Source organism: Myceligenerans halotolerans (assembly GCF_054782975.1).
Genome location: NZ_BAAGRL010000016.1, coordinates 1 through 22,296, shown reverse-complemented (window position 1 = coordinate 22,296; position 22,296 = coordinate 1). Strand labels below are relative to the sequence as shown.

20 protein-coding genes and 1 pseudogene are annotated in these 22,296 nt (G+C 73.1%); 13 read left to right on the top strand and 8 right to left on the bottom strand.

Annotated features, from left to right (window positions below; all coding sequences use genetic code 11):
- Window positions 1–5: 5 nt before the first annotated feature.
- Window positions 6–1,688: an NCS1 family nucleobase:cation symporter-1 gene (locus ACYVK5_RS11925; protein ID WP_460705149.1), complete on the bottom strand. Its 1,683-nt coding sequence runs from the start codon at window positions 1,686–1,688 to the stop codon at window positions 6–8.
- Between the two features lie 204 nt (window positions 1,689–1,892).
- Between ACYVK5_RS11925 and ACYVK5_RS11920 the strand changes: the two genes are divergently transcribed.
- The gene (locus tag ACYVK5_RS11920; RefSeq protein WP_460705147.1) at window positions 1,893–2,486 is read left to right on the top strand and encodes a helix-turn-helix domain-containing protein; all 594 of its coding nucleotides are present in this window, start codon (window positions 1,893–1,895) and stop codon (window positions 2,484–2,486) included.
- Window positions 2,487–2,628: 142 nt separating this feature from the next.
- Here ACYVK5_RS11920 and ACYVK5_RS11915 read toward each other — a convergent pair whose 3' ends face one another.
- Window positions 2,629–3,180 carry a YceI family protein gene (locus tag ACYVK5_RS11915; RefSeq protein WP_460705145.1) on the bottom strand — a complete coding sequence of 184 codons (552 nt, stop codon included), beginning with the start codon at window positions 3,178–3,180 and terminating at the stop codon, window positions 2,629–2,631.
- 177 nt (window positions 3,181–3,357) lie between these two features.
- On the opposite strand from ACYVK5_RS11915, the gene ACYVK5_RS11910 reads away from it, so the two are divergent.
- On the top strand, window positions 3,358–3,849 hold the full coding sequence (locus tag ACYVK5_RS11910; RefSeq protein ID WP_460705143.1) for a MarR family winged helix-turn-helix transcriptional regulator: 492 nt from the start codon (window positions 3,358–3,360) through the stop codon (window positions 3,847–3,849).
- Window positions 3,850–3,990: 141 nt separating this feature from the next.
- On the opposite strand, the gene aqpZ is transcribed toward ACYVK5_RS11910, so the two are convergent.
- Window positions 3,991–4,740: an aquaporin Z gene (gene aqpZ / locus ACYVK5_RS11905; RefSeq protein WP_460705141.1), complete on the bottom strand. Its 750-nt coding sequence runs from the start codon at window positions 4,738–4,740 to the stop codon at window positions 3,991–3,993.
- Between the two features lie 269 nt (window positions 4,741–5,009).
- Here aqpZ and ACYVK5_RS11900 point away from each other — a divergent pair, with 269 nt between their 5' ends.
- From ACYVK5_RS11900 to ccsB, 5 genes are read left to right on the top strand one after another with little or no spacing between them, the layout of a single operon-like run.
- Window positions 5,010–5,654: a histidine phosphatase family protein gene (locus tag ACYVK5_RS11900; RefSeq protein ID WP_460705139.1), complete on the top strand. Its 645-nt coding sequence runs from the start codon at window positions 5,010–5,012 to the stop codon at window positions 5,652–5,654.
- A complete protein-coding gene (locus ACYVK5_RS11895; protein WP_460705137.1) occupies window positions 5,651–6,418 on the top strand; it encodes a TlpA family protein disulfide reductase in 768 nt (255 codons plus the stop codon). Before ACYVK5_RS11900 ends, ACYVK5_RS11895 begins: the two co-directional genes overlap by 4 nt.
- Window positions 6,418–7,263: a cytochrome c biogenesis CcdA family protein gene (locus ACYVK5_RS11890; RefSeq protein ID WP_460705135.1), complete on the top strand. Its 846-nt coding sequence runs from the start codon at window positions 6,418–6,420 to the stop codon at window positions 7,261–7,263. Before ACYVK5_RS11895 ends, ACYVK5_RS11890 begins: the two co-directional genes overlap by 1 nt.
- The gene (gene resB, locus ACYVK5_RS11885) at window positions 7,264–9,126 is read left to right on the top strand and encodes a cytochrome c biogenesis protein ResB (protein WP_460705133.1); all 1,863 of its coding nucleotides are present in this window, start codon (window positions 7,264–7,266) and stop codon (window positions 9,124–9,126) included.
- Window positions 9,127–9,172: 46 nt separating this feature from the next.
- Complete coding sequence (gene ccsB / locus ACYVK5_RS11880; RefSeq protein ID WP_460705131.1) at window positions 9,173–10,171, top strand: c-type cytochrome biogenesis protein CcsB; 999 nt, start codon at window positions 9,173–9,175, stop codon at window positions 10,169–10,171.
- Between the two features lie 30 nt (window positions 10,172–10,201).
- Here the strand turns inward: ccsB and ACYVK5_RS11875 are convergent.
- The 3 genes and pseudogenes from ACYVK5_RS11875 to ACYVK5_RS11865 all read right to left on the bottom strand — a co-directional run.
- Window positions 10,202–10,426: pseudogene (locus ACYVK5_RS11875) on the bottom strand (GNAT family N-acetyltransferase); the annotation flags it as partial.
- 12 nt (window positions 10,427–10,438) lie between these two features.
- Window positions 10,439–10,642, bottom strand: a complete 204-nt coding sequence (locus tag ACYVK5_RS11870; RefSeq protein ID WP_460705129.1) for a PLDc N-terminal domain-containing protein — start codon at window positions 10,640–10,642, stop codon at window positions 10,439–10,441.
- Between the two features lie 126 nt (window positions 10,643–10,768).
- The gene (locus tag ACYVK5_RS11865) at window positions 10,769–11,203 is read right to left on the bottom strand and encodes a PLD nuclease N-terminal domain-containing protein (RefSeq protein ID WP_460705127.1); all 435 of its coding nucleotides are present in this window, start codon (window positions 11,201–11,203) and stop codon (window positions 10,769–10,771) included.
- Between the two features lie 207 nt (window positions 11,204–11,410).
- Here ACYVK5_RS11865 and ACYVK5_RS11860 point away from each other — a divergent pair, with 207 nt between their 5' ends.
- Together ACYVK5_RS11860 and ACYVK5_RS11855 are read left to right on the top strand one after the other, a co-directional pair.
- Window positions 11,411–11,683, top strand: a complete 273-nt coding sequence (locus ACYVK5_RS11860; RefSeq protein WP_460705125.1) for a DUF4229 domain-containing protein — start codon at window positions 11,411–11,413, stop codon at window positions 11,681–11,683.
- A gap of 210 nt (window positions 11,684–11,893) precedes the next feature.
- Window positions 11,894–12,763, top strand: a complete 870-nt coding sequence (locus tag ACYVK5_RS11855) for a 1,4-dihydroxy-2-naphthoate polyprenyltransferase (protein WP_460705123.1) — start codon at window positions 11,894–11,896, stop codon at window positions 12,761–12,763.
- A gap of 24 nt (window positions 12,764–12,787) precedes the next feature.
- On the opposite strand, the gene ACYVK5_RS11850 is transcribed toward ACYVK5_RS11855, so the two are convergent.
- Entirely contained in the window at window positions 12,788–13,909 is a 1,122-nt protein-coding gene (locus ACYVK5_RS11850; RefSeq protein WP_460705121.1) for a DUF3048 domain-containing protein, read from the bottom strand.
- A gap of 266 nt (window positions 13,910–14,175) precedes the next feature.
- On the opposite strand from ACYVK5_RS11850, the gene ACYVK5_RS11845 reads away from it, so the two are divergent.
- A complete protein-coding gene (locus tag ACYVK5_RS11845; RefSeq protein ID WP_460705119.1) occupies window positions 14,176–15,549 on the top strand; it encodes an AMP-binding protein in 1,374 nt (457 codons plus the stop codon).
- 48 nt (window positions 15,550–15,597) lie between these two features.
- Here ACYVK5_RS11845 and ACYVK5_RS11840 read toward each other — a convergent pair whose 3' ends face one another.
- Window positions 15,598–16,593, bottom strand: coding sequence for a 1,4-dihydroxy-2-naphthoyl-CoA synthase (locus tag ACYVK5_RS11840; RefSeq protein ID WP_460705117.1), 996 nt, complete (start codon window positions 16,591–16,593; stop codon window positions 15,598–15,600).
- 160 nt (window positions 16,594–16,753) lie between these two features.
- On the opposite strand from ACYVK5_RS11840, the gene ACYVK5_RS11835 reads away from it, so the two are divergent.
- From ACYVK5_RS11835 to ACYVK5_RS11825, 3 genes are all read left to right on the top strand, one after another.
- Window positions 16,754–17,818, top strand: coding sequence for an o-succinylbenzoate synthase (locus tag ACYVK5_RS11835; RefSeq protein WP_460705115.1), 1,065 nt, complete (start codon window positions 16,754–16,756; stop codon window positions 17,816–17,818).
- 188 nt (window positions 17,819–18,006) lie between these two features.
- On the top strand, window positions 18,007–20,097 hold the full coding sequence (gene menD / locus ACYVK5_RS11830; protein ID WP_460705113.1) for a 2-succinyl-5-enolpyruvyl-6-hydroxy-3-cyclohexene-1-carboxylic-acid synthase: 2,091 nt from the start codon (window positions 18,007–18,009) through the stop codon (window positions 20,095–20,097).
- A 137-nt stretch (window positions 20,098–20,234) separates the two neighbouring features.
- Window positions 20,235–22,133 carry a S1C family serine protease gene (locus ACYVK5_RS11825; protein ID WP_460705111.1) on the top strand — a complete coding sequence of 633 codons (1,899 nt, stop codon included), beginning with the start codon at window positions 20,235–20,237 and terminating at the stop codon, window positions 22,131–22,133.
- The last annotated feature ends 163 nt before the right edge of the window (window positions 22,134–22,296 follow it).

Sequence of the window (22,296 nt, the reverse complement as noted above, 5' to 3'; positions counted from 1 at the left end):
CCGCCTCACGCGGTGGCCCCGGCCGCGCCGTCGGTGGTAGCGCCCGCGCTGTCGGCGGCCTCGGTCGTGCCGCCCGTGGCACCAGTCGCGCCGTCGCTCACGCCCTCGGCGGCGTCGTCGAACGACGGGACCTGCGGGTTGCGGCGCTCCAGTGCCCAGAACACCGCGAAGCCCAGGCCGCAGCCGATGAACCAGGTGAAGTTGCCGATCCAGGAGATGTCGTACCAGCCGAGGTCCGCCAGCAGCTTGGGCAGCACGCCCAGCAGGACGGTGGGGACACCGGCCATGAGGACCGCCAGCACGCCGTTGCGGTTGTAGCCGTTCTGGTACCAGTAGGTGCCGCCCTCGGACATCGTGTACATGTCGTCGACCCGGATGCGCTGGCGGGCGGCGACGTAGTACCCGGCGATGAGGATGCCGAACAGCGGCCCGATCAGCGCGCCGAGCACGCCGAGCGTGTAGTGGATCGCGTCGGCGTCGTCGTACCAGTTCCAGGGCAGCAGGATCACGGAGCCGACGGCGGCGATCATCCCGCCCATGCGCCAGCTGATCTTCTGCGGCGCCACGTTGGAGAAGTCGAATGCGGGCGAGATGAAGTTGGCGACGATGTTGATGCCGACCGTGGCGGTGACGAAGGTCAGGCCGCCCAGGAGGATCGCGAACGGGGTGTCGATCCGCTCGACCGTGTGGATGGGGTCGGTGATGAGCTCGCCGAAGACGGGGATGGTGGCGGACGCCGTGATGACCGTGAGCAGCGAGAAGAACAGGAAGTTCACGGGCAGGCCGAGGAGGTTGCCCTTCTTGACGGCGCTGAACGAGCGGCCGTACCGCGCGAAGTCGCCGAAGTTCAGCATCGGCCCGGAGAAGTAGGAGACCACGATGGCGACGGCCGTGCAGAACACGCCGACCTGCGCCCACCCGCCGAGCGGCTCGCCCTCGGCGAGGCTCAGGCTGATGTTCGACCAGCCGGCCTGGGAGACCATGTAGCCGGCGAGCACGATCATGACGACGTAGACGGCGGGGCCGGCCCAGTCGATGAACCGGCGGATGGTCTCCATCCCGTTCCAGAAGACGGCGGCCTGGGCGAGCCAGAGGATCGCGTACGAGATCCAGCCCAGCGCGCTGAGGCCGAGGAACGACGGCGCGACGAGCGCCTCGGCGGCGGGGATGAACTTGAGGAAGACGATGTTCAGCGACTGGGCCGCGAGGAACGTCTGGACGCCGTACCAGGCGACCGCGATGAGCCCGCGGATGATCGCGGGGATGTTGGCGCCCTTGACGCCGAAGACGGCCCGGTTGATCACGGGGTAGGGCACGCCGGTGATCTGGCTGGGCTTCGCGACGAGGTTGGTGAACACCTGGACGATGACGATGCCGACCAGCAGGGCCAGGAGCACCTGCCAGCTGGCGATGCCGAGCGCGAAGAGGCTCCCCGCGGTGACGTAGCCGCCGACGCTGTGCACGTCGGACATCCAGAAGGCGAAGATGTTGTACGCCGACCAGCGCTGCTCCCGCAGCGGCGCCAGGTCCTCGTTGGCGAGCCGGGGGTCGTAGGACGACTTGACGTTGCCGGAGCCGGCGGGATGACCCGCGGCTTCCACCAGGTCGTGGTCGCCGGGCGGGGACGTGCTGGGTGGGCTGGACGGCGCGGCTGCAGTGGGCGCCGACACCTCCGTGTACTCCGTCATGAGCCGTGCCTTCCGGTGGGGATCCGTGTCCGGATGAAGCTATGGGTTAACGGATGCCGCGCGGTTTCGCGGGTGTCACCATGCGGTAAAGCTCATGTTCAGTAATGACTTCACGCATGTTACGGCGATGTCGGCCTGGCGTGGCGCCCGGCGTGTCGCCGCGAAGGGGCGCATTTCGATCCCATGCGCCCGTACGATGCGGCCGTGTCCTCCGAACCGTCGCTCGGCGCCCGGCTGCGTGCTCTGCGTGAAGCGCGCGGTGTCTCCGCACGCAGCCTCGCGGCGACGCTCGGCATCTCCGCCAGCGCCGTGTCGCAGATCGAACGGGACGTGATGCGGCCCTCGGTGGTGCGACTGCTCGCCATCACGGACGCGCTCGGGGTGCCGCTGGCCGATGTCTTCGAGCCGCCCGGTGCCGCAGCCGGTCCCCGCGGCGGGAGCGCGGAGCCGGAGGGGGCCGGCGTCGCGGTCACGCGTGCCTGGGAGGTGTCGCCGGTGACGCTCGACGGCGGTGTCTCCTTCCGCCGGCTGTCGCCGCACCCGACGCCCGGTCTCGACTTCTTCGAGTCCGTCTACCCGCCGGGCGCCACGGCCACGCTGGGCGACGCCGGCCTGTTCAAGCACGAGGGCTACGAGATCGGCAACGTCGTCTCGGGTGAGCTCACCGTCGAGCTGGCGGACGACGAGGTGGTGCTGGCGGCCGGCGATTCGATCAGCTACCCGTGCTCGGTGCCGCACCGCGTGCGGAACGCGGGCGCCCGTCCGGCCGTCGCCACCTGGTTGATCGTGCACCCGTGAAAACGGCGCCGGGCCGGTCGGTCCGGCCGGACGGCCCGTTCCGGCGGCTGTGGTCGGTCCGTTGGTGAGTGATCGGCAGATCGATCTGCCGATCACTCACCAACGGACCGACCACAGCATGGTCAGCCCTTGGCGCCGATGCTCAGCCCTTGGCGATCGCCGAGACGTCGAGCGTGATCTTGACCTTGTCGCCGACTAGGACGCCGCCGGTCTCCAGCGCGGCGTTCCAGGTGATGCCGAAGTCCTTGCGGTTGATCTCGGTGCTCGCCTCGAAGCCCGCGCGGTTGTTGCCGAAGGGGTCCTTCGCCGTGCCGGTGAAGTCGCCGGTCAGCTCGACGGCCTTGGTGTTGCCGTTGATGGTCAGATCGCCGGTGACGACGATGTTGTCGTCGTCCAGCGACACGCCGGTCGACTGGAACGTCCACGCCGGGTTCTCGTCCGCACCCCAGAAGTCGTTGCTGACGAGGTGCTGGTCCCGGCCGGAGTCGCCGGTGTTGACCGACTTGGCGTCGAGCTCGGCGGTGACGCCCGACGACTCGATGTCCTCGCCGACCGTGATCGTGCCCGAGGCGATGTCGATCGTGCCGCGAACCTTCGCGATGCCCGCGTGCCGCACGGAGAAGGCGGCGGTGGAGTGCGAGGGATCGATGTCGTAGGCGCCTGCGGCGATACCGGCGGGAAGCGGGGTGGCCATGGTGTTACTCCTAGGTTGTCGTACTGGCGGCACCGGGGCGGACCCCGGGAGATGAGATAGTTGAGATCTCAACTACTTCGGGGCCAACATACTCCGCTCCGTAAAGTATTCCCAGGGCCGGGCGTGATCTGCTCGGACCGCGAGGCGGCTACCGCATCAGAGGAGGCAGATCAGGGTATGGGTGAGACGAACGGCGTGCACTGGCTCGACGACGGTCAGCAGGTCGCGTGGCGCTTGTTCCTGGCGGGGAACGCTCGATTCTTCGAGGCGCTCAGTGCCGCCCACGACGCCGAGCTCGACCTGGGCCTGGGCGAGTACACCCTGCTCGTGCAACTCTCCGAACAGCCCGACCGCACCCAGCGCATGTCGGCGCTCGCGGACGGTCTCGTGCTGTCCCGCAGCCGGCTCACGCACACCGTGACGCGGATGGAGCAGCGCGGTCTCGTGAGCCGGTGCCCGGCGGACGGGGACAGGCGCGGCGTGAACTGCCGCCTGACGGACCTCGGGTACGCCGCGGTCGTGGCCGCCGCGCCCGGGCACGTGCGCGCCGTGCGCCGCCTGCTGGTCGACGTCCTCGACGCGGACGAGATGGAAGCCCTCGGGCGGATCATGGGCAAGATCGGCGCGGCGTCCCGCGGCGAACTTGCGGGAGAACCGCGCGTCTGCTGACGGCCGTCCGCGTCGATCGGCGCGAGAAGCTGGCGGGTGGTCGGGGGTTTTCCGTGTGGTCGGTCAAGTGCTTGACCGACCACACGGAAAACCCCCGACCACCGCCTGGATGCCACCCGCCGGGCGCTCCTCGCCGCGTGCTCAGCCCTCCGCGGCAGCGGAACCGAACAGCGCCTTGTACGCGAACCCGGCGATCAGCGCGCCGAGGATCGGGAACACGAAGAACAGCCACACCTGCCCCAGCCACTCCCCGCCGCCGTAGACCGCGGCCGCCAGCGAACGCGCCGGGTTCACCGACGTGTTCGTCACCGGGATCGAGATGAGGTGGATCAGGGTGAGCGTGAGACCGATCGCCAGTCCGGCCATGGCGGGCGCGGCGATCTTCGCCGTCGCGCCGATGATGACGAACAGGAAGACAGCGGTGAGGATCGTCTCGATGAGCATCGCCGAGCCGATGCCGTACCCGCCGGGCGACAGCTCGCCGAACCCGTTCGACGCGAACCCGCCGTCGCGGGCGGCCATGAGCGCGCCGTCGGCCCCGGAGAGGATCGCCGCCAGCGCGCTGCTGGCGACGATGCCGCCCACGAGCTGCGCCCCGATGTACCCGCCGGTGTCCCTCCAGGCGAACCTGCCGGCCGCGGCGACACCGAGCGTCACGGCGGGATTGAAGTGCCCGCCCGAGATCGGCCCCATCGAGTAGGCGCCCACCACCACCGTCAGGCCGAACGCGAGCGCGACGCCGAGGAACCCGACGCCGAGCGTGTTGGTCTCCGGGTCCGGGAAGTTCGCGGCGAGGAGCGCCGTCCCGACACCCCCGAAGACGAGGATGAACGTGCCCAGGAACTCGGCGGCGAGCCGGGCCGACGTGCTGGGCGTCGACGAAGCATTCACGGGGTCCTCCTGAAATCGGTTCGTCCGGGAACGCGACACACCCCGTTCCGTCGACGAAGACGAGAGATCAGCTATGCGGTCGCGCGAGCAGGAGCGTCGCCGTGGACGGCGCCTCGGCGGGCGCGACCTCTTCGGACGCTACGACCGGCCGCCCCGGGAGGCGCGGCATCCCGCGCCTTCCGGCGAGTCCGGGAAAAACGTCGGAACAGTGGTTCACGCCACGCCGGGCCGTGCAGAACCACCCAGGATCCGATGGGAGACTGAGGGTCATGGTCTCCACCACCGTCCACCTGCTCCGTCACGGCGAGGTCCACAATCCGGAGGGCGTGCTGTACGGCCGCCTGCCCGGGTACCGGCTGTCGGGCCGCGGCCAGGAGATGGCGGCCCGCGTCGCCAAGCATCTTGCCGGGCGCGGGAGCGACGTCACCGCCGTGATCGCCTCCCCGCTGCAGCGCGCGCAGGAGACCGCCGCGCCGATCGCGCAGGCGTTCGGTCTGGATCTGGGCACGGACGACCGCCTCGTCGAGGCGGAGAACCACTTCGAGGGCATGCGCTTCGGCGTGGGCGACGGGGCGCTGCGCCGGCCCGCACACTGGAGGTACCTGTGGAACCCGTTCCGGCCGTCCTGGGGCGAGCCGTACACGGACCAGGTGCGGCGGATGCGCGGAGCCGTCGAGACCGCGCGCCAGACCGCCGAGGGCCACGAGGTCGTGCTGGTCAGCCACCAGCTCCCCGTCTGGCTCACGCGCTGCTCGTTCGAGGGCCGCCGCCTCTGGCACGACCCCCGCAACCGGCAGTGCAACCTCGCCTCCCTGACGTCCCTGCGGTTCGAGGACGGCCGATTCACCGGCCTGCACTACAGCGAGCCGGTCGCCGACCTGTACGACGGCGCCCACCAGCTTCCCGGCGCATGAACCCCGTGACCCCGGCCGGCTCCGCCGATCCTGTGCGCCCCGCCCGGGCCGTCGCACCCGCCCAGGCCGTGACATCAGCTCGGGCCGTCGCACCCGCCCGAGCCGCGAGCCCGGCACCGGCCACGTGGTCCGCGCGCACCGATCGCCGCCGCCCCGCCGCGGTCGCGCCCCGCCGTGGCGCCAGGGCCCGCCGCCTTGTGGCCACGGTCCTCGCCGCGGGCTGCGCGGCGGCGCTCGCGGTCCGCCCGGCCGCGGACTCCGGCGCGGGCGACGTCGCCGGCCAGGGGTACGTCTCCGGCGACGGCTCGGTGCAGAGCTGGGACGACGGCGACCGCCGCGGGCCCGTCGCGATCACCGGGACCGACTTCGCCGGCGAGGAGCGGGACACCACCGACTGGGCCGGCGACGTCGTCGTCCTCAACACCTGGTACGCCGGCTGCCCGCCCTGCCGGGCCGAGGCGCCCGACCTCACCGACCTCGCCGACGAGTACGCGGACGACGGCGTGCACTTCCTGGGCATCAACACCGAGGACGACGCCGCGACAGCCCAGGCCTTCGAGCGCACCTTCGACACGCCGTACCCCAGCCTCGAGGACCGCGACGGCCGCGTCGTCGCCGACCTGTCCGGCATCATGCCGCTCCAGGCCGTGCCCACCACCGTGGTGCTCGACGGCGACGGCATGGTGGCCGCGCGCGTGATCGGGCAGGTCGAGCACTCCACGCTGCAGTCCCTGATCGACGACGCGCTCGCCGAGGAGGCCTGATGGACGCCGGCTCGCTCGCCTTCAGCGGGTCGCTGCTGGTCGCGATCCCCGTGGCCGTCCTCGCCGGCCTGGTCTCGTTCGCGTCGCCGTGCGTGCTGCCGCTCGTGCCTGGATACATCGGCTACGTGGGCGGCATGTCGGCCGCCTCGGCCGGGCCGGGCCGCCCGGCGTCGTCCTCGGGGACGACGGCGGTCGCGGGTACCCCGGGCGGTTCGGGGACGACGGCGGTCGCGGGTGGCGTCGCGACGGACCGCGCGGTCTCGACCGGGCGCGGCAGGGTGCTCGCCGGGGTCGCCCTGTTCGTGGCGGGGTTCACGACGGTGTTCGTCACGTTGATGGCGGCGGCCGGCGCTGTGGGTGTCTACCTGGTGCGCTGGGAGGACGTGCTGTTCCGGGTGCTCGGCGTCGTGGTGATCCTGATGGGGCTGTCGTTCGTGGGCCTCGTCCCCTGGCTGCAGCGCGAGGCGCGCCTGCACGTCGCGCCGCGAACCGGGCTCTGGGGTGCGCCCGTGCTGGGCTTCGTGTTCGGGCTGGGCTGGACCCCGTGCATGGGACCGACCCTGGCGGCCGTGCAGACGCTCGCCCTCGACGAGGCGTCGGTGTGGCGGGGGGCACTGCTCGGCGTGGCCTACTGCGTGGGCCTGGGCGTGCCGTTCCTGCTCGTCGCGCTGGGCGCGACGGCCTCGGACCGGATGATGGGTTTCCTGCGCCGCCACCGCCTCGCCGTGATGCGCGCGGGCGGCGCCCTTCTGGTGGCGATCGGCCTGGCCCTGGTCACGGGCCTGTGGGGCGTGCTGACGGCCTCCCTCCAGTCCTGGATCAACGGATACTGGACGGTCCTGTAGATGGCGGACGACCAGCGACCGGACGCCGAGGTGCCCGGCCCGACCGGCACCCCGCGATCCGAGGACCAGGGTCCGGCGAGGGCGGCCGGTCTCCCGGCCGAGTCCCGTCCGCGGCGGGGCGGCTACGTTCCCCACGGGATCGACGACGAGTTCGCCGAGGGTGCCGCGGCGCCCGGTTCGTCGTCGGACACGGACGGCGACGAGGGCGGCCGGAGGCCGACCGCACCGGGGATCGGCGTCGTCGGCATGCTGCGGTGGGTGTGGCGGCAGCTCACCTCGATGCGGGTGGCGCTCATGCTCCTCATGCTGCTCGCGGTCGCGGCGGTGCCCGGGTCCGTCCTGCCGCAGCGCGGCCAGGACCCGGGCGCCGTGGCCGAGTACCTGGGCGATCATCCCGATCTCGGAGAATGGCTGGACCGGCTCGGCTTCTTCGACGTGTACACGTCGGTGTGGTTCTCCGCGATCTACCTGATGCTCTTCGTGTCGCTGGTGGGCTGCATCGTTCCCCGGACGGCCGCGCACGGCCGGGCGCTGCGGGAGCGGCCGCCGCGCGTCCCCTCGCGGTTCGGGCGGTTCCCGGCGCGGGCGAGCGTGACCACCGACCTCACGCCGGACGACGTCGTCGGCCTGGTCGCGGCGAAGCTGCGCGGGCCGCGCTACCTGCCCGCCTTCCGCGTGGACCGGCGCACGGAGCCCGCGCGGCGGGGGCGGCCCGCGGCGCGCACGATCAGCGCCGAGCGCGGCTACCTCCGCGAGAGCGGGAACCTGCTCTTCCACCTGGCCCTGCTGGGGCTGCTGGTGTCCGTGGCGACAGGGCAGATGCTGCACTACCGGGGCCAGGCGATCGTCACGGAGGGGCGCGGGTTCGCGAACGCCGTCGTCGACTACGACACCTTCGACAAGGGAGCGTGGTTCCAGGCGTCCTCGCTGGTGCCGTTCTCCATGACGCTCGACGCGTTCGACTCGGAGTTCACGAGCGAGACCGTGGCGTTCGCGCAGGCCAGGGACTTCACGGCGCACGTGACGGTCACCGAGCCCGGCGGCGCGCAGCGCGCCGAGCAGATCAAGGTGAACCACCCGCTCGTCACGGACGGCGCGAAGATCTACCTGCAGGGCAACGGCTTCGCCCCCGAGATCACCGTGACCGACGCCGAGGGCGAGACCGCCTTCTCCCAGCGCGTGCCCTTCCTGCCCGAGGACCAGATGTACACGTCGCGGGGCGTCGTGAAGGTGCCGGACGTGTCGGGGGGCGACCAGATCGGGCTGATCGGATACTTCCTGCCCACGGCGGTCGTGAACGACGACGGCACCGCCCGCTCCACCTTCCCCCAGCCGCTCGACCCGCTGCTCGTGCTCGAGGTGTACCGCGGCGACCTGGGACTCGACGACGGCGTACCGCAGAACGTGTACCAGCTCGACACCGCGACGCTGACACCCTCGGTGGACGAGGCCGGGCAGCGGCTCAAGCTGCTGGTGCGGCCCGGCGAGAGCGTGGAACTGCCCGACGACCTCGGGACCGTGACGCTCGGCGAGGACGTGCCGCGCTACGTGGCGCTCGATCTGCGCCACGACCCGTCGCTGGGATTCGTGCTGACGTTCGCCCTGCTCGCGCTGGGCGGGCTCGCCCTGAGCCTGTTCACGCCACGGCGGCGGGTGTGGGTGCGGGCGTTCGTGTCGGACAGCGGGGCTACTGTGGTGGAGGCCGCGGGGCTGGCGCGCGGGGATGACGCGGGGCTCCAGGGCGAGGTGGACCGGGCGATGTCGGTGCTGCCGGTGGCGGTGCCGGAGGCCGGGGGGGTCGGGGGACGAGCCCGTCGAGACGGAGACCGCCGAGCCCGAGCCCGTCGCGGCCGAGCCCGGTGACACCAGGACCGTCGGGACCGAGAACGAGACGACGAAGGACTGAGACATGGAGATGGCGAACCTGAGCGTGCTGCTCGTGTGGGCGGCCGCCACGGCGCTCGCGATCGCGATGATCGCGTTCGCGGCGGACCTGGCGCGCCTCTCCGGCGCGCGGGTGGCGGTGCGGGACGCCGCGCGCGAGAAGGCCGTGGTCGGCGCGGGCGCGGCAGCGCCGGGGACGACGGCGGGCGCCGGGGCGGGACCGACGACGGCCTACGGACCCGGGAGCGATGCCGCCGCGGACGGCGTGTCACGGAAGGGCGCCGGGATTGGGTTGTCCCTGTCGTGGCTCGCCGCCGGGATGCTGCTGGTCGCGATCGTGCTGCGGGGGATCGCCTCCGGACGGACGCCGTGGGCCAACATGTACGAGTTCACGCTGGTGGGCACCTTCGTGGCGGTCGCCGTGTTCGTGGGGGTGTGCCTGGCCCGCGAGGCGCGGTTCCTGGGAGCGTTCGTCGCCGGGCTGAGCGCCGTGTTCCTCGTGCTGGCGCAGAACGCGTTCTTCGTGGCGGCCACGGGTGTGCAGCCCGCGCTGCAGAACTACTGGCTCGTGATCCACGTCGGCGTGGCGATCATGGCGACCGGGATCTTCACCGTGGCGTTCGTGGCCTCGGTGCTGCAGTTACTTCGGGACACCCGTGACGAGGGCGCGCCGTGGCTCGCCCGGTGGGGGTGGCTCGACCACACGCCGTCGGCGAACGCCCTGGAGGCACTGTCGTTCCGGCTGAACGCGGTCGCGTTCGTGCTGTGGACCTTCACCATCATCGGCGGGGCGATCTGGGCCGAGGACGCGTGGGGACGCTACTGGGGCTGGGACCCCAAGGAGGTCTGGTCCTTCGTGGTCTGGGTCGTGTACGCGGCCTACCTGCACGCCAGGACTACGCGCGGATGGTCCGGGCGGCGCGCGGCCTGGTTCGTCGTGGCGGGCTACGCCTGCGTCCTGTTCAACTTCACCGGGGTGAACCTGATCTTCAACGGGAAGCACTCGTACTCGGGCCTGAGCTGACCCACCGCGCTCGGCCCGCGTCGCGCGCTGTCAGGCGTCGGGTGCGAGACGGGCGTGGACGTGCATGTCGAGCCAGCCGTCCTCGTGCAGGGCGGCACTGCGGCGGGTCCCCTCGGCCGTGAAGTGGGCTCTTTCGGCCACGCGGCACGACGCCGTGTTGCCGGTCGCGTGGTCGAGGTCCAGCCGGTGGAAACCCTTCGCGAACGCCCATCCGGCGGCGGCCTCCACCGCGCGGGACGCGGCCCCGCGGCCCCGCGCGGCCGGGGATCACCGGTCGAGGCGGCCTGTGTGACGGACGACCGTGCGGACGTAGATCCAGGCCAAGGGGCCGAGCACCGGGACCAGCACGATGAGCACCCAGGCCCAGCGCGGAAGACCGGCTCGTTCCTGCGGCGGCGCGCCGAGCACATCGACGAGCGCATAGACGAGAAGTCCCACGGCGAGGATCGGAAGGCCTACGCGGATCAACATGCTTCCAGCGTAGGCCCCGATTCCTGGGAGCTTGCGGAATCTCTCGGCCGGTGGAGGTCATGCGGCCGGTGCCGGCATGACGGACACGGCACCCGCGCGGCCGGTGACCGCTGCACGGACCGGACGTCAGTCCGAGGAATCCTTCGGGCGGTCGCCGTTCTGGGGGCGGTCGTCCGGGTGGGACTCGTCGTCGGGATCCTCGCGAGGCTGCTCGTCGCGGAGACGCTCCTCACGTTCCTTCCGGCGCCGGGCCTGCTCCAGGAGCCACATGTACTCCGGGTCGTCCTCCGGGCCGGCGGGGGGCTCGTCGCCACGCGGCGTCGTCGGAGCGCCACCGTTCGCGCGTTCCCACGGGGCCGCCGCCTTCCGCCCCTTGCGGCGGCGTGCGGTGAACGCCAGGACGATCCATGCGATCGACCCGACGAGCGGCAGGAAGATGATTGCTGCGACCCACAGGGCCTTGGGGATGCCGTGGCGGTCCTCGTCGTCGGACTGGGCGACGTCCACCAGTGTGTAGGCGACGAGAGCGACGTACAGGACTCCGAGCAGAAGGGGGCGCACGTCGGAGAGGCTAATCGCTGTGGGGCCCGCGAGTCTCCTCCGACGCGTCCGCCCGGAGTGAACCCGGGCTCGAAGCGGGTGCGCGCCGATCGTCGCGGGGGACTCCCGAGGGCCTCCGGCCGGCCTCTGCTCCCGCGGTCCCGCGGTCCCGCGGTCCCCGCGGTCCCCGCGGTCCCCGGCGGCGTTCCGGAGACCTACCATGGTGTGGTGCCCCTCGTGATCTACACCATGCTGCGCCTGGCCCTGTTCGCCGGTGCGCTCGGGCTCCTGCATCTCGCCGGTCTGCGGAGCTGGCTGCTCGTCGGGGTCGCCGCGGTCGCGGCGTTCGCCCTGTCCTATGTGCTGCTCGGCGGACCGCGCGACGCCGCCGCCAGGTGGCTGGCGGACCGCCGCGAGCGCCGTGGCACCCGGACGGGCGCTTCGGCGGCGGACGCGGACGCCGCCCACGAGGACGCCGTCGTCGACCGCGCGACCGAGTGAGCCGCGAGCGGCCGTGCGGAGCCATGAACTTGCTTACGCCATGGACGCCCTGGACGTAAGCAAGCTCATGCTGCACCACCCCAGCTGCATCACCCGAGCTGCATCACCCGAGCTGCACAACCCAACCCGCGTGGAACTGCCGACCGGGCGGGCTCGTTGATCACGCCGGATCGACATCTCACGTCGGATCGACCTGTTAGGAGCGCACGCATGGCGACAGCCGCCGAGTGGATCTCCGGGGCGCGGCCCCGCACGTTGCCGGCCGCGGCTGCCCCGGTCATGGTGGGCACGGGTGCGGCGGCGCAGGTGGATGCGGCTTCCTGGGTTGCGGCGCTGCTCGCGCTCGGCGTCGCGCTCGCGTTGCAGGTCGGCGTGAACTTCGCCAACGACTACTCGGACGGTGTCCGGGGCACCGACATCGACCGGGTGGGTCCGATGCGGCTGACGGCGTCCGGTGCTGCCGTGCCGCGGGCCGTGAAGCATGCCGCGTTCGGGGCATTCGGTGCGGCGGGTGTGTTCGGTGTGGCGCTGTGCGCGGTGAGCGGGCACTGGTGGTTGCTCGCCGTCGGCGTGGTGTGCGTGCTGGCGGGCTGGTACTACACGGGCGGCCGCAGGCCGTACGGGTACGCGGGGCTCGGCGAGGTGGCGGTCTTCGTGTTCTTTGGGCTGGTTGCGGTGCTCGGCACCACGTACACGCAGGCCGACGTCGTGACGTGGCCGGCTCTGCTCGGGGCGGTGGGCATCGGCTTGATCGCGTGCGCGCTGCTGATGGTGAACAACCTGCGCGACATTCCCGGCGACGTGCTGGCGGGGAAGAGGACCCTGGCGGTGCGGATCGGTGACCACCGGGCGCGGCGGGTGTACCTCGGGCTGCTCTGGATTCCGGTGCTGCTCGGCATGGTGTGTGCGTTCTGGGCGCCGTGGTCGCTGCTGGTGGTGCTGCTCATCGGGCCGGCGGCGCTCCTGGCGCTGCCGATCATCGCCGGCGCGCGTGGCAAGCTGCTCGTTCCGGTCCTGGCGGGCACGGGTCTGTTCGAGCTCGGCTACGGCCTGCTGCTCGGCGTCGGCCTGGCGCTCTGACGTCGGCCCCGAGCGGCGGAGCGGTCAGGGGACCGACCAGGATCCGGTGGCTTCGGGAACCAGTTCGATCCAGGTGTTGCCGGGGGCCAGCTTCGCCGGCTTGCCGTTGGTGAGGGTCAGCTTGATCGGCGCACGGAGCGCGGCCTTCTTCCAGCGCACCTTCACGACCTTGCCGTCGGCGGCGATGAAGCCCTCGCCGGAACCGACGACTTTCGTCTCGGGCACGTGGGCGCCGCTCGGATCCGTGTACGGGGTCATGACCACCTTCATCCTCAGCGCGACGACGTTCCGGGCGCTGTGCCGCGCGCCCGACATCGACATGGATGGCACGCCGCCCTCGCTGCGCCGGTAGGTGCGGCTGTCGCCGTCCCAGTACCAGTTGCTGGTCTGCTGGTTCGACAGGCGGACCTTGAGGGTTCCCGCCTTGCGGCCCTGCGTGGCGGCGGACCCCTTGCCCTTCTCGTGCGCGTAGGTGAACTGCGACCGCGGTGGGGAGCGCAGCTGCATGTCCTCACGCTCCTGGGACAGGAACACGTGCGGCCGGCCGATCACGTTGTGCGGTGCCGGGCGGCTCGGGTTGCGCGAGAAGCCGGCGTGTCCGTCGTCCATGATCACGGACTGCGTGCTCACCCGGTTCACCTGGTCGATGAACGGCAGCTGCCCGCCTGAGTACGCGAGGATGCCCTTCATCGGCGCGACGATCGCCGCATCCATCGGCCGCACGGACCGCACCGGCTCCACGGCGTCCGGCAGAGTCGAGTGGTAGGTGGCGACGAAGCGCGTGATCCCGCCCTCGACGACCTGCTCCCAGACGATGTCCGCGTGCTCCAGGCCGCGCGTCGGGCGCGCCTCGGGCGCGTTCTCGATCTTGACCGAGACGGCCGGGTGCCGCATCTTCGCCTCGTCGCCCTCGATCCCGGTGAGGGGCCAGTACACCGGCTTCGGGACGGGCCGCGGTGGCTCGGCCTTGCGGGCGGCCGTGTCCGCAGCCGTCGTCTCGGTGGGCGTGGGCAGAGGTTCCGGCTCGTCCCACGGCCACGCCAGGTCCCGTCCCCAGGGTGTGGTGCAGGCGCTCATCCCGATCACCGCCACCAGGATCACGGCGACCACCCCGGCCGCTCGCGTCCGTCGCAGGGTCCGTCTCATCTCTCCTCCGGGTCCGCGCTCGGTGCTCGTCCCCGGCCGCCTCCGGGACTGGCCCCACACCCTAGCGGGCTGCATCGCCCCCAGACTAAGCAGGTGTGGGCCGAGCAGGCGGGACGAGAGGGCGTGCGGAGGCGTCGCTGCCGGGCAGTCACGTGGTCCGCTTCGATCGCCCGGACGCGCGGCACAGGCGACTGAGCGGCAGCGCGGGCCGGAAGCAGGTGACGGTCCGGCGGTGGGCCTGCCCGCCGGTCTCGTAGGCTGGCCGGGTGCGGGATGAGCTGAAGGACGTGGTCGCGGCGATCCGCGAGGCCCTGGACGGCGGGACCCCCTACGCGCCGCAGCCCCTGCTGGCCGCCGCGCCGCCGCCCCGCGGCACCGCGCTCGTCGTCCGCACCTCCGGCTCGACCGGAGCCCCCCGCGAGGTCGCGCTGTCCGCCTCCGCGCTCCGCGCCTCCGCCACCGCCACGCACGAGCGCCTCGGAGGCCCGGGCCGCTGGTTCCTCGCCCTCCCCGCCACCCATGTGGCGGGCCTCCAGGTGATCTCGCGGTCCGTCGTCGCCGGGACCCGGGTCGGCGGGGGAGTGGACGGGCCGTTCACCCCCGACCGGTTCGCCGCGGCGGCCGGAAAGTTCCTGTCCGACGACGACGGCTCCCGCACCTACGTCTCCCTCGTCCCCACGCAGGCCCACCGTCTCGTCGAGGCCGCCGACGACGGCGCCCCCGCCGGCCTGGACACGCTCGCCCGGTTCGACGCCGTCCTCCTCGGCGGCGCCACCACCCCGCTCCCGCTGCGCGCGCGGCTCCGCGACGCCGGCGTCCGCGCCGTCGCCACCTACGGCATGTCCGAGACCTGCGGCGGATGCGTGTACGACGGCGTTCCCCTGGCGGGCGTGCGCGTCCGCCTCGCTCGCGACGAGTCCGCCGTCGACCCCGGCACCCCGGCGAACCCCGAGCGCGCGCCCGGCGACTCGCGGGCCCCGCACGGTTCATCGCCCGGCATCGTCGAGATCTCCGGCCCGGTAATCGCCAGCGGCTATCTCGAAACCGGCGCCGCCGCTGGCGCCGCCGACGACGTCGCCGCCACCGCTGCTGCCGCCCCCGCCCCCGCCCCCGCCCCTGTCGCCGTCGCCCCCATCGCCGTCGCGGCCGCCACCAGCGACGCCTTCCGGACCGACCCCGACGGCACCCACTGGTTCCGCACCTCCGACCTCGGCACTCTCGACACCGACGGCCGCCTCACGATCCTCGGCCGCGCCGACGACGTCATCGTCACCGGCGGCGTCAATGTCGCCCCCGCGGCGGTCGAGGCGGCGCTCGCGGATCTCGGCGAGGTCTGCGTGGTCGGCGTCCCCGACCCCGAATGGGGCAGGGCGGTCGTCGCGGTCCTGGCGCTCGGCGGCGGCGCGGCGACGCCGCGTGCGCGCCCGCGACCGGCGTCGGACACGAGTTCTCCGCGCCTGACCGAGGCCCCGCAGGCGCTGACCGACCGGGCGCGGGCCCTGGCGACGGCCGCCGTAGGCCGCGCCGCGGCGCCGCGGCGCCTCTACCTGGCGGACACACTGCCCCTGCGCGGACCGGGGAAGCCGGACCGCGCCGCGATCGAGGCGACGGTGGCCGAGGCGACCGTCAGATGCCCGTAAAGGCCTCCCGCCACCCCACCTCACGCATCAGCGGCCCTTGCGAGCCCGTCAGAAGTAGTACGGGAACTGGCTCCAGTCCGGGTCGCGGCGTTCCAGGAACGCGTCGCGGCCCTCGACCGCCTCGTCCGTCATGTACGCCAGGCGGGTCGCCTCGCCGGCGAAGACCTGCTGGCCGTTGATGCCGTCGTCGGGCAGGTTGAAGGCGAACTTGAGCATGCGGATCGCCTGCGGCGACTTCGTCGCGATGGTGCGCGCGTACTCGATCGCCAGACCCTCCAGGTCGGCGTGCTCGGCGACCTCGTTGACCGCGCCCCAGCGTTCGGCGTCGTCGGCGGAGTACTCCCGGGCCAGGAAGAAGATCTCCCGTGCCCGCTTCTGCCCCACCTGGCGGGCCAGGTAGGCGGAGCCGTAGCCGCCGTCGAACGAGCCGACGTTCGCGTCCGTCTGCTTGAACTTCCCGTGGTCCCGGCACGCGATAGTCAGGTCGCACACCACGTGCAGCGAGTGCCCCCCACCGGCCGCCCAGCCGTCGACGACCGCGACCACGACCTTCGGCATCGTCCGGATGAGGCGCTGCACCTCCAGGATGTGCAGGCGCCCGGCACGGGCCGGGTCGACGGCGTCGGCCGTCGCGACCTCGCCGCCGCCGTCGGAGGCGGTCGTGTACCGGTACCCGGACCGGCCGCGGATGCGCTGGTCGCCGCCGCTGCAGAAGGCCCAGCCGGCGTCCTTGGGCGAGGGGCCGTTGCCGGTGAGGAGGACGGTGCCGACGTCGGACGTCATGCGCGCGTGGTCCAGCACCCGGTACAGCTCGTCCACGGTGTGCGGGCGGAACGCGTTGCGGACGTCGGGACGGTCGAAGGCGACCCGGACGACGGGCAGGTCACGCCCCGTCGCGTGGTCGTGGCCGCGGTGGTACGTCATGTCGGTGAGATCCTCGAACCCGGTGACCTCCCGCCACCGCCGCGGGTCGAAGGTCTCGGAGACCTGGCGGGGGAGCTGCGGCTGCGCGGACGGGGTCTCGGCTCGGTCGGTGCTACTCACGAGGGCAGCGTAGTTCGTGAGCGCGGCGCCCTCCGATCCTGCGGCCGGACCGGTCACACCCGCCCGCGCGATCTCTACACCGCAACGACGCGGACCATGCCGTCCGAGAGTTTGCGCCGCAGCGCGCGTCCGGCGCGTGGCCGGCCGTTAGCCTGGCCGTATGCCCGAACCCGCCGGTCTCATCGTCTGGTCCACGCCCCTGCGCACGCGGTTCCGCGGGCTCGGCACGCGTGACGGGATGCTGATCCGGGGCGACGCCGGCTGGGGCGAGCTCTCCCCGTTCTGGGACTACGACGACGCCGAATCCGCTACCTGGCTGCGCGCCGCCCGCGAGGCCGCCGACACCGGCTGGCCCGCACCCGTGCGCGACGCCGTCCCCGTGAATGTCACCGTCCCCGCCGTCGGGCCCGACAAGGCCCGCGAGATCGTGCTCGGCTCCGGCGGCTGCCGGACCGCCAAGGTCAAGGTCGCCCAGCGCCTGCCCGACGGCGGCGTCGAACCTCTTGCCGCCGAGCAGGCCCGCATCGAGGCCGTCCGGTCCGCCTTCGACGAACTCTTCGCCGCCGACGCCGGAGCAGACGCGCGGATCCGGATCGACGCCAACGGCGGCTGGAGCCTGGACGAGGCACTGCGGAGACTGCCCGTCCTCGACCGGACGGCGGGCGGGGACGGGCGAGCCGGCAGCGTTCGCGGACTGGAGTACGTCGAGCAGCCGTGCGCGTCCGTCGAAGACCTCGCCGCCGTCCGCCGCGCCCAACACGTCCCCGTCGCCGCCGACGAATCGATCCGCCGCGCCGAGGACCCCCTGCGAGTCGTCCGGCTGGAAGCAGCCGACATCGTGGTCCTCAAGGTGCAACCGCTCGGAGGCGTGCGGGCCTGCCTCGACCTGGCCGAGCAGGTGGGACTGCCCGTCGTGGTCTCCTCGGCGCTGGAGTCCTCGGTCGGACTGGCCGCTGGTGTGGCGCTCGCGGCGGCGCTCCCGGACCTCCCGCACGCGTGCGGTCTCGCGACGGCGCAACTCCTGGAGCACGACGTCGTTCGCGACCCGCTGCTCCCGGAGAACGGGTTCCTGACGGGACGCCGCCCGTCCCCGCCCCCGGACCCGACCGCACTGGCCGAGGCCACGGCACCCAGCGACCTCTCCGACCGCTGGCGCGCCCGATACTCCAGGCTCGTGAGCATCCTCGCCGCGACCGAAACCGTGGGCTCCGCCTCCTCCGGCTGACCGCGGCGGCAGCGTGCAGCGACCGCATGGGGTGGAGGCGTCGCGTGGTCGGGGGATTTCCGTGTGGTCGGTCAAGCACTTGACCGACCACACGGAAATCCCCCGACCACGCAGAGTCCCCCGACCACGGAACTCCCGACCACGCGCCGCGCGCGGCCCGTCGGCCGTCGCGCCGCTAGCCTGGCCGTATGCCTGAGAATCCCGCCTCGGTCTGCGCGGCGCGCGGCCTGATCTCCGAACTCGTCGCGCACGGCGTGCACGACGTCGTCCTGGCACCCGGGTCGCGGTCCGCGCCACTCGCCTACGCCGCCGCCGAGGCCGCGGAGTCCGGCCTGCTCACCCTGCACGTGCGGATCGACGAGCGCGCGGCGGGATTCCTGGCACTCGGACTCTCGCGCGGCAGCATGCTGACGCCGGACAGCGACTCCCCGCCGGAGCAGGACCGGGACAGGCAGGACCGGGACAGGCAGGACCGGGACAGGCAGGACCGGGACGGCCAGGATCACGCGGCGCCGGACCTCCCCGCGACCCACGGCGAGACCCACGACGAAGCGCCGGCCCCGGAGCCATCGGCGCCCATCGAGCTCCTCACGCCCCTCACCGGCCACCCCGTCGCCGTGATCACCACTTCCGGGACCGCCGTCGCCAACCTGCACCCGGCCGTGCTCGAGGCACACCACACCGGCGTCCCGCTGATCCTGCTCACCGCCGACCGCCCGCACGAACTGCGCGGCACGGGCGCCTCGCAGACCACCCACCAGCCCGGCATCTTCGCCGGAGCCGTGCGGTACGAGGTGGACGTCCCGGCGCCGTCGGGCACGGACCTCGCGACCCGCGCGACCGAGGCGCGCGACCTCGCCGCCCTCGCGGCACGCGCCGCCTCCGCCGCGCTCGGGCTGCGCGACGGCGCACCCGGGCCGGTCCACCTGAACCTCTCCTACCGCGACCCCCTCCACCCCGCCCTGCCCGTCATACCGGGCCACGAAGCCGCTCCGGCCGTGCCCCGATCCGGCGTCGAACCGTCGGAACAGCCCCACCGGACGGAGTCGCCCGGCTCCGACGCCGCATCCGGCACGGCGGCGCCGGCGCCGATCGGATGGCCGACGGCGCGCCGTTCCGACGCGGGCGTGAACCGCCCGGTGACCGTCGTCGCCCCCGGGACCGTGCGGCACTACGCCTCCCCGGCCCTGCCCGGACATCCCGGGCGCACCGTTGTCGTGGCCGGCGACGGCGCCGGGCCCGGCGCCCGCCGGCTCGCCGAGGCGCAGGGCTGGCCGCTCCTGGCCGAACCGTCGTCCGGCGCCTGCGGCGGCCCGAACATGATCCCCGCATACCGCCTCGTGCTCGGCGAGGACGGGCTCGCGGGGGAGATCCAGCAGGCCGTCGTGCTCGGCCACCCCACCCTCTCCCGCCCCGTGCAGCGCATGCTCGCCAGGCCCGACGTCACCGTCACCGTCGTCGCACCCGGCAGCCTGCCCTGGCCCGACGCCGCCCGCAACGCCGCCCAGGTGGTGCCCGGCCTCGCGCCCGGATGGTACGAGACCCCGGACGACCTGGACCGCGACTGGCTCGAGCGATGGCAGGCCGCCGGACGCGCGGCGGCCACCGTGATCGACGAGGTGACCCGCGACGACGCCGTCGTCGGCGGTCCGACGGCGCTGTCCGTCGCCCGCGCCGTCGCCACGGTCCTCGGGGACGACGACGTGCTCGTCGTCGGCTCGTCGAACCCGGTGCGCGACCTCGACCTCGTGCTCGGCATGGACGACATCGGCGGCCTCCCCGTCGTGGTCGCCAACCGCGGGCTCGCCGGCATCGACGGCACCGTCTCGACGGCGACCGGCGTCGCGCTCGCGGCCGCGCGGGCGGGCAGGCGCACGCGCGCGCTGGTGGGCGACCTGACGTTCCTGCACGACGTCGGCGGCCTGCTGCGCGGCCCCGGCGAGCCTGCCGTCGACCTGGAGATCGTCGTGGTCAACGACGACGGCGGCTCGATCTTCGCGACGCTGGAGCACGGCGCGCTGGCGGCGTCGTCGGACCTGGCCGGCGCCCGGTTCGAGCGGGTGTTCGGCACGCCCCACGGCGCGAACCTCGCGCAGCTGTGCGCGGGCTACAGCGTGGATCACCAGCTCGTGAAGGACGTGCCGAGCCTGCGCCACGCCCTCCAGGCGCCGAGCCGTGGCGTGCAGGTCATCGAGGTACAGGTGCCACGCGCGGACCGCCACGCGGAGGCACGGGACCTGGCCCACCGCGTGTCGGACGCGGTCCGCGGGGTGGTGTGAACGCCGTGTGGCCCGGAGCGTGTGGCGGTCGCCCGCGCTCCGGGCAAGCTCTCAGCCCGCGCAGGTAACTCACAGGCAGGGTCAAGCATCGCGTCAGAGTGCCGGTGTGTAGTGGTTCACGGATGAAGGAGGGCACCGTGAACACCGAGCAGAACCCCACACCACAGGGCCACGAGCCAGAGGCGGCCGACGCCGTCGCACCGCAGCAGCAGGAGAGCCCCACCGCCCCGACCCCCGCCGCTGAGGCTCGGGCGGCGCAGGTCCCCACCGCCGGAACACCGGCAGCGGCCGCAGAGGTACCGGCCGCGCAGACACCGACGGCGGGTGGGCCGGAGGCGCAGCCCACGCAGCAGCTCCCGGCTCAGCGGCCTTCGGCTCAGCAGATGCCTGGTCCGCAGTCGTCGGCCCAGCAGTCGTCGGCCCAGCAGCTCTCGACTCACCAGCCGCCGCCCGCTCCGCAGCCGCCCGCCTCGGCGGAGTCCGCCGACGGGTCGGCCGCCGGACGCGCGGCGGCGGCGCTGCCTCCGGCCGTACCTGCCGACCGGCCGACGGACTCGCCCGCCGATGCCGGATCTCAGGCGCGGCAGGACGCCGATGCCGGATCGCCGCCGTCGCACGATCACGCACCGGTCGGCACCGCCCAGCAGTCGTACCCGGCCGGCGCCGGGCCGCAGGGAACCTACCCGGCTGACCCCGGAACGTCGTCGGACACGGCGACGGCCTACAGCAACCCGTACGTCGCCCCGGGGGCCGCGACGACGACGCGCCGCAAGGAGCGCCGCTGGGTCCCGGTGGTGAGCGCCGCGGCGGTCGCCGCGCTGCTGGCGAGCGTCGGTACCGCGGGAGCGATCGCGCTGCTGGACGACGACACGCAGTCGGCGTCGCTGGCCGACGTCGGCCGGTCGCAGCAGCAGGCCGTACCCGTCTCGTCCAGCGGCGATGCGCCCGACTGGCAGGCGGTCAGCGCCGCCGTCTCGGAGTCGGTGGTCTCGATCCAGGTGGCGACCCAGCAGGGCGAGGGTGAGGGCTCCGGCGTCGTCATCGACGCGGACGGCCGCATCCTCACGAACAACCACGTGGTCTCCGGCGCCGAGAAGGTGCAGGTCACACTGGCCGACGGGCGGCTCTTCGACGCCACGGTCGTCGGAACGGACGCGGCCACGGACCTCGCCGTCGTACAGCTCGAGGACGCACCGGACGACCTGTCGCCCGCGACCCTCGGCGACTCCGACGCGGTCTCCGTGGGCGACCCCGTGATGGCGGTGGGTAACCCGCTGGGGCTGGAGAACACCGCGACGACGGGCATCGTCTCGGCGCTGAACCGGCCGGTGTCCGCGTCGTCGCGGAGCGGAGGCGACGTCGTGGTGACGAACGCCGTCCAGACCGACGCCGCCGTGAACCCCGGAAACTCGGGTGGTCCGCTGTTCAACGCGTCGGGTGAGGTCATCGGGATCAACTCGTCCATCCTGACGCTGTCGAACTCCACGCAGCAGTCCGGGTCGATCGGGCTCGGGTTCGCGATCCCGTCGAACCTGGCGTCGAACGTCAGCGGGCAGCTCATCGACGACGGCTCGGCCGAGCACGCGTTCCTCGGCGTGTCGCTCTCGGACGGCACGGCGGCGGCCGACGGCGTGACCCGGCTCGGCGCGCGCGTCGAGCAGGTCATCGCGGGCTCGCCGGCCGAGGAGGCCGGGCTCCAGGTGGGTGACGTGATCGTCGCGATCGGCGACGACCCGGTCGACGGCTCCGAGTCGCTCACCGCCTTCGTGCGCGAGCACGCGGCCGGTGAGGAGGTCACGCTGACCGTGGTGCGCGACGGCGAGGCCCGGCAGGTCACCGCCCCTCTCGCCGTGCGGGACGACGAGGAGCTCGCCCAGGAGAACCAGCAGGAGCAGGGGACGCCCGGCCAGCCGGGTCTGCCCGGGCAGGACGACTCGGACGGCTCGGGCGACTCGGGCGACTCGGGATCGAGCAGCTCCGACCAGACCGACCCGGGCAACATCCCGGACTGGCTGCGGGACCTGTTCGGCAACTGAGTCGATCCGGCGGCGGTCGGTGCGGCGGCTGTGACGGCGGCGGGTGCGACGGCGGCGGGTGCGGCGAACGGCAATCCTGGCCCGCCGGCCGCCGGCCGCTGCCGAACCGCAACCCCGGCCCGCCGGCCGCTGCCCGCCGGCCGCTGCCCGCCGGCCGGTGCCC

What these genes read in the sequence shown, in the direction of transcription:
- ACYVK5_RS11855 (WP_460705123.1), top strand. Translation starts at nt 11,894, where the DNA reads ATGGCGACAGCCGCCGAGTGGATCTCCGGGGCGCGGCCCCGCACGTTG.
- ACYVK5_RS11870 (WP_460705129.1), bottom strand. Translation starts at nt 10,642, where the DNA reads ATGTTGATCCGCGTAGGCCTTCCGATCCTCGCCGTGGGACTTCTCGTC.
- menD (WP_460705113.1), top strand. Translation starts at nt 18,007, where the DNA reads ATGCCTGAGAATCCCGCCTCGGTCTGCGCGGCGCGCGGCCTGATCTCC.
- ACYVK5_RS11925 (WP_460705149.1), bottom strand. Translation starts at nt 1,688, where the DNA reads ATGACGGAGTACACGGAGGTGTCGGCGCCCACTGCAGCCGCGCCGTCC.
- ACYVK5_RS11890 (WP_460705135.1), top strand. Translation starts at nt 6,418, where the DNA reads ATGGACGCCGGCTCGCTCGCCTTCAGCGGGTCGCTGCTGGTCGCGATC.
- ACYVK5_RS11895 (WP_460705137.1), top strand. Translation starts at nt 5,651, where the DNA reads ATGAACCCCGTGACCCCGGCCGGCTCCGCCGATCCTGTGCGCCCCGCC.
- ACYVK5_RS11850 (WP_460705121.1), bottom strand. Translation starts at nt 13,909, where the DNA reads ATGAGACGGACCCTGCGACGGACGCGAGCGGCCGGGGTGGTCGCCGTG.
- ACYVK5_RS11835 (WP_460705115.1), top strand. Translation starts at nt 16,754, where the DNA reads ATGCCCGAACCCGCCGGTCTCATCGTCTGGTCCACGCCCCTGCGCACG.
- ccsB (WP_460705131.1), top strand. Translation starts at nt 9,173, where the DNA reads ATGGAGATGGCGAACCTGAGCGTGCTGCTCGTGTGGGCGGCCGCCACG.
- ACYVK5_RS11900 (WP_460705139.1), top strand. Translation starts at nt 5,010, where the DNA reads ATGGTCTCCACCACCGTCCACCTGCTCCGTCACGGCGAGGTCCACAAT.
- ACYVK5_RS11915 (WP_460705145.1), bottom strand. Translation starts at nt 3,180, where the DNA reads ATGGCCACCCCGCTTCCCGCCGGTATCGCCGCAGGCGCCTACGACATC.
- ACYVK5_RS11910 (WP_460705143.1), top strand. Translation starts at nt 3,358, where the DNA reads ATGGGTGAGACGAACGGCGTGCACTGGCTCGACGACGGTCAGCAGGTC.
- resB (WP_460705133.1), top strand. Translation starts at nt 7,264, where the DNA reads ATGGCGGACGACCAGCGACCGGACGCCGAGGTGCCCGGCCCGACCGGC.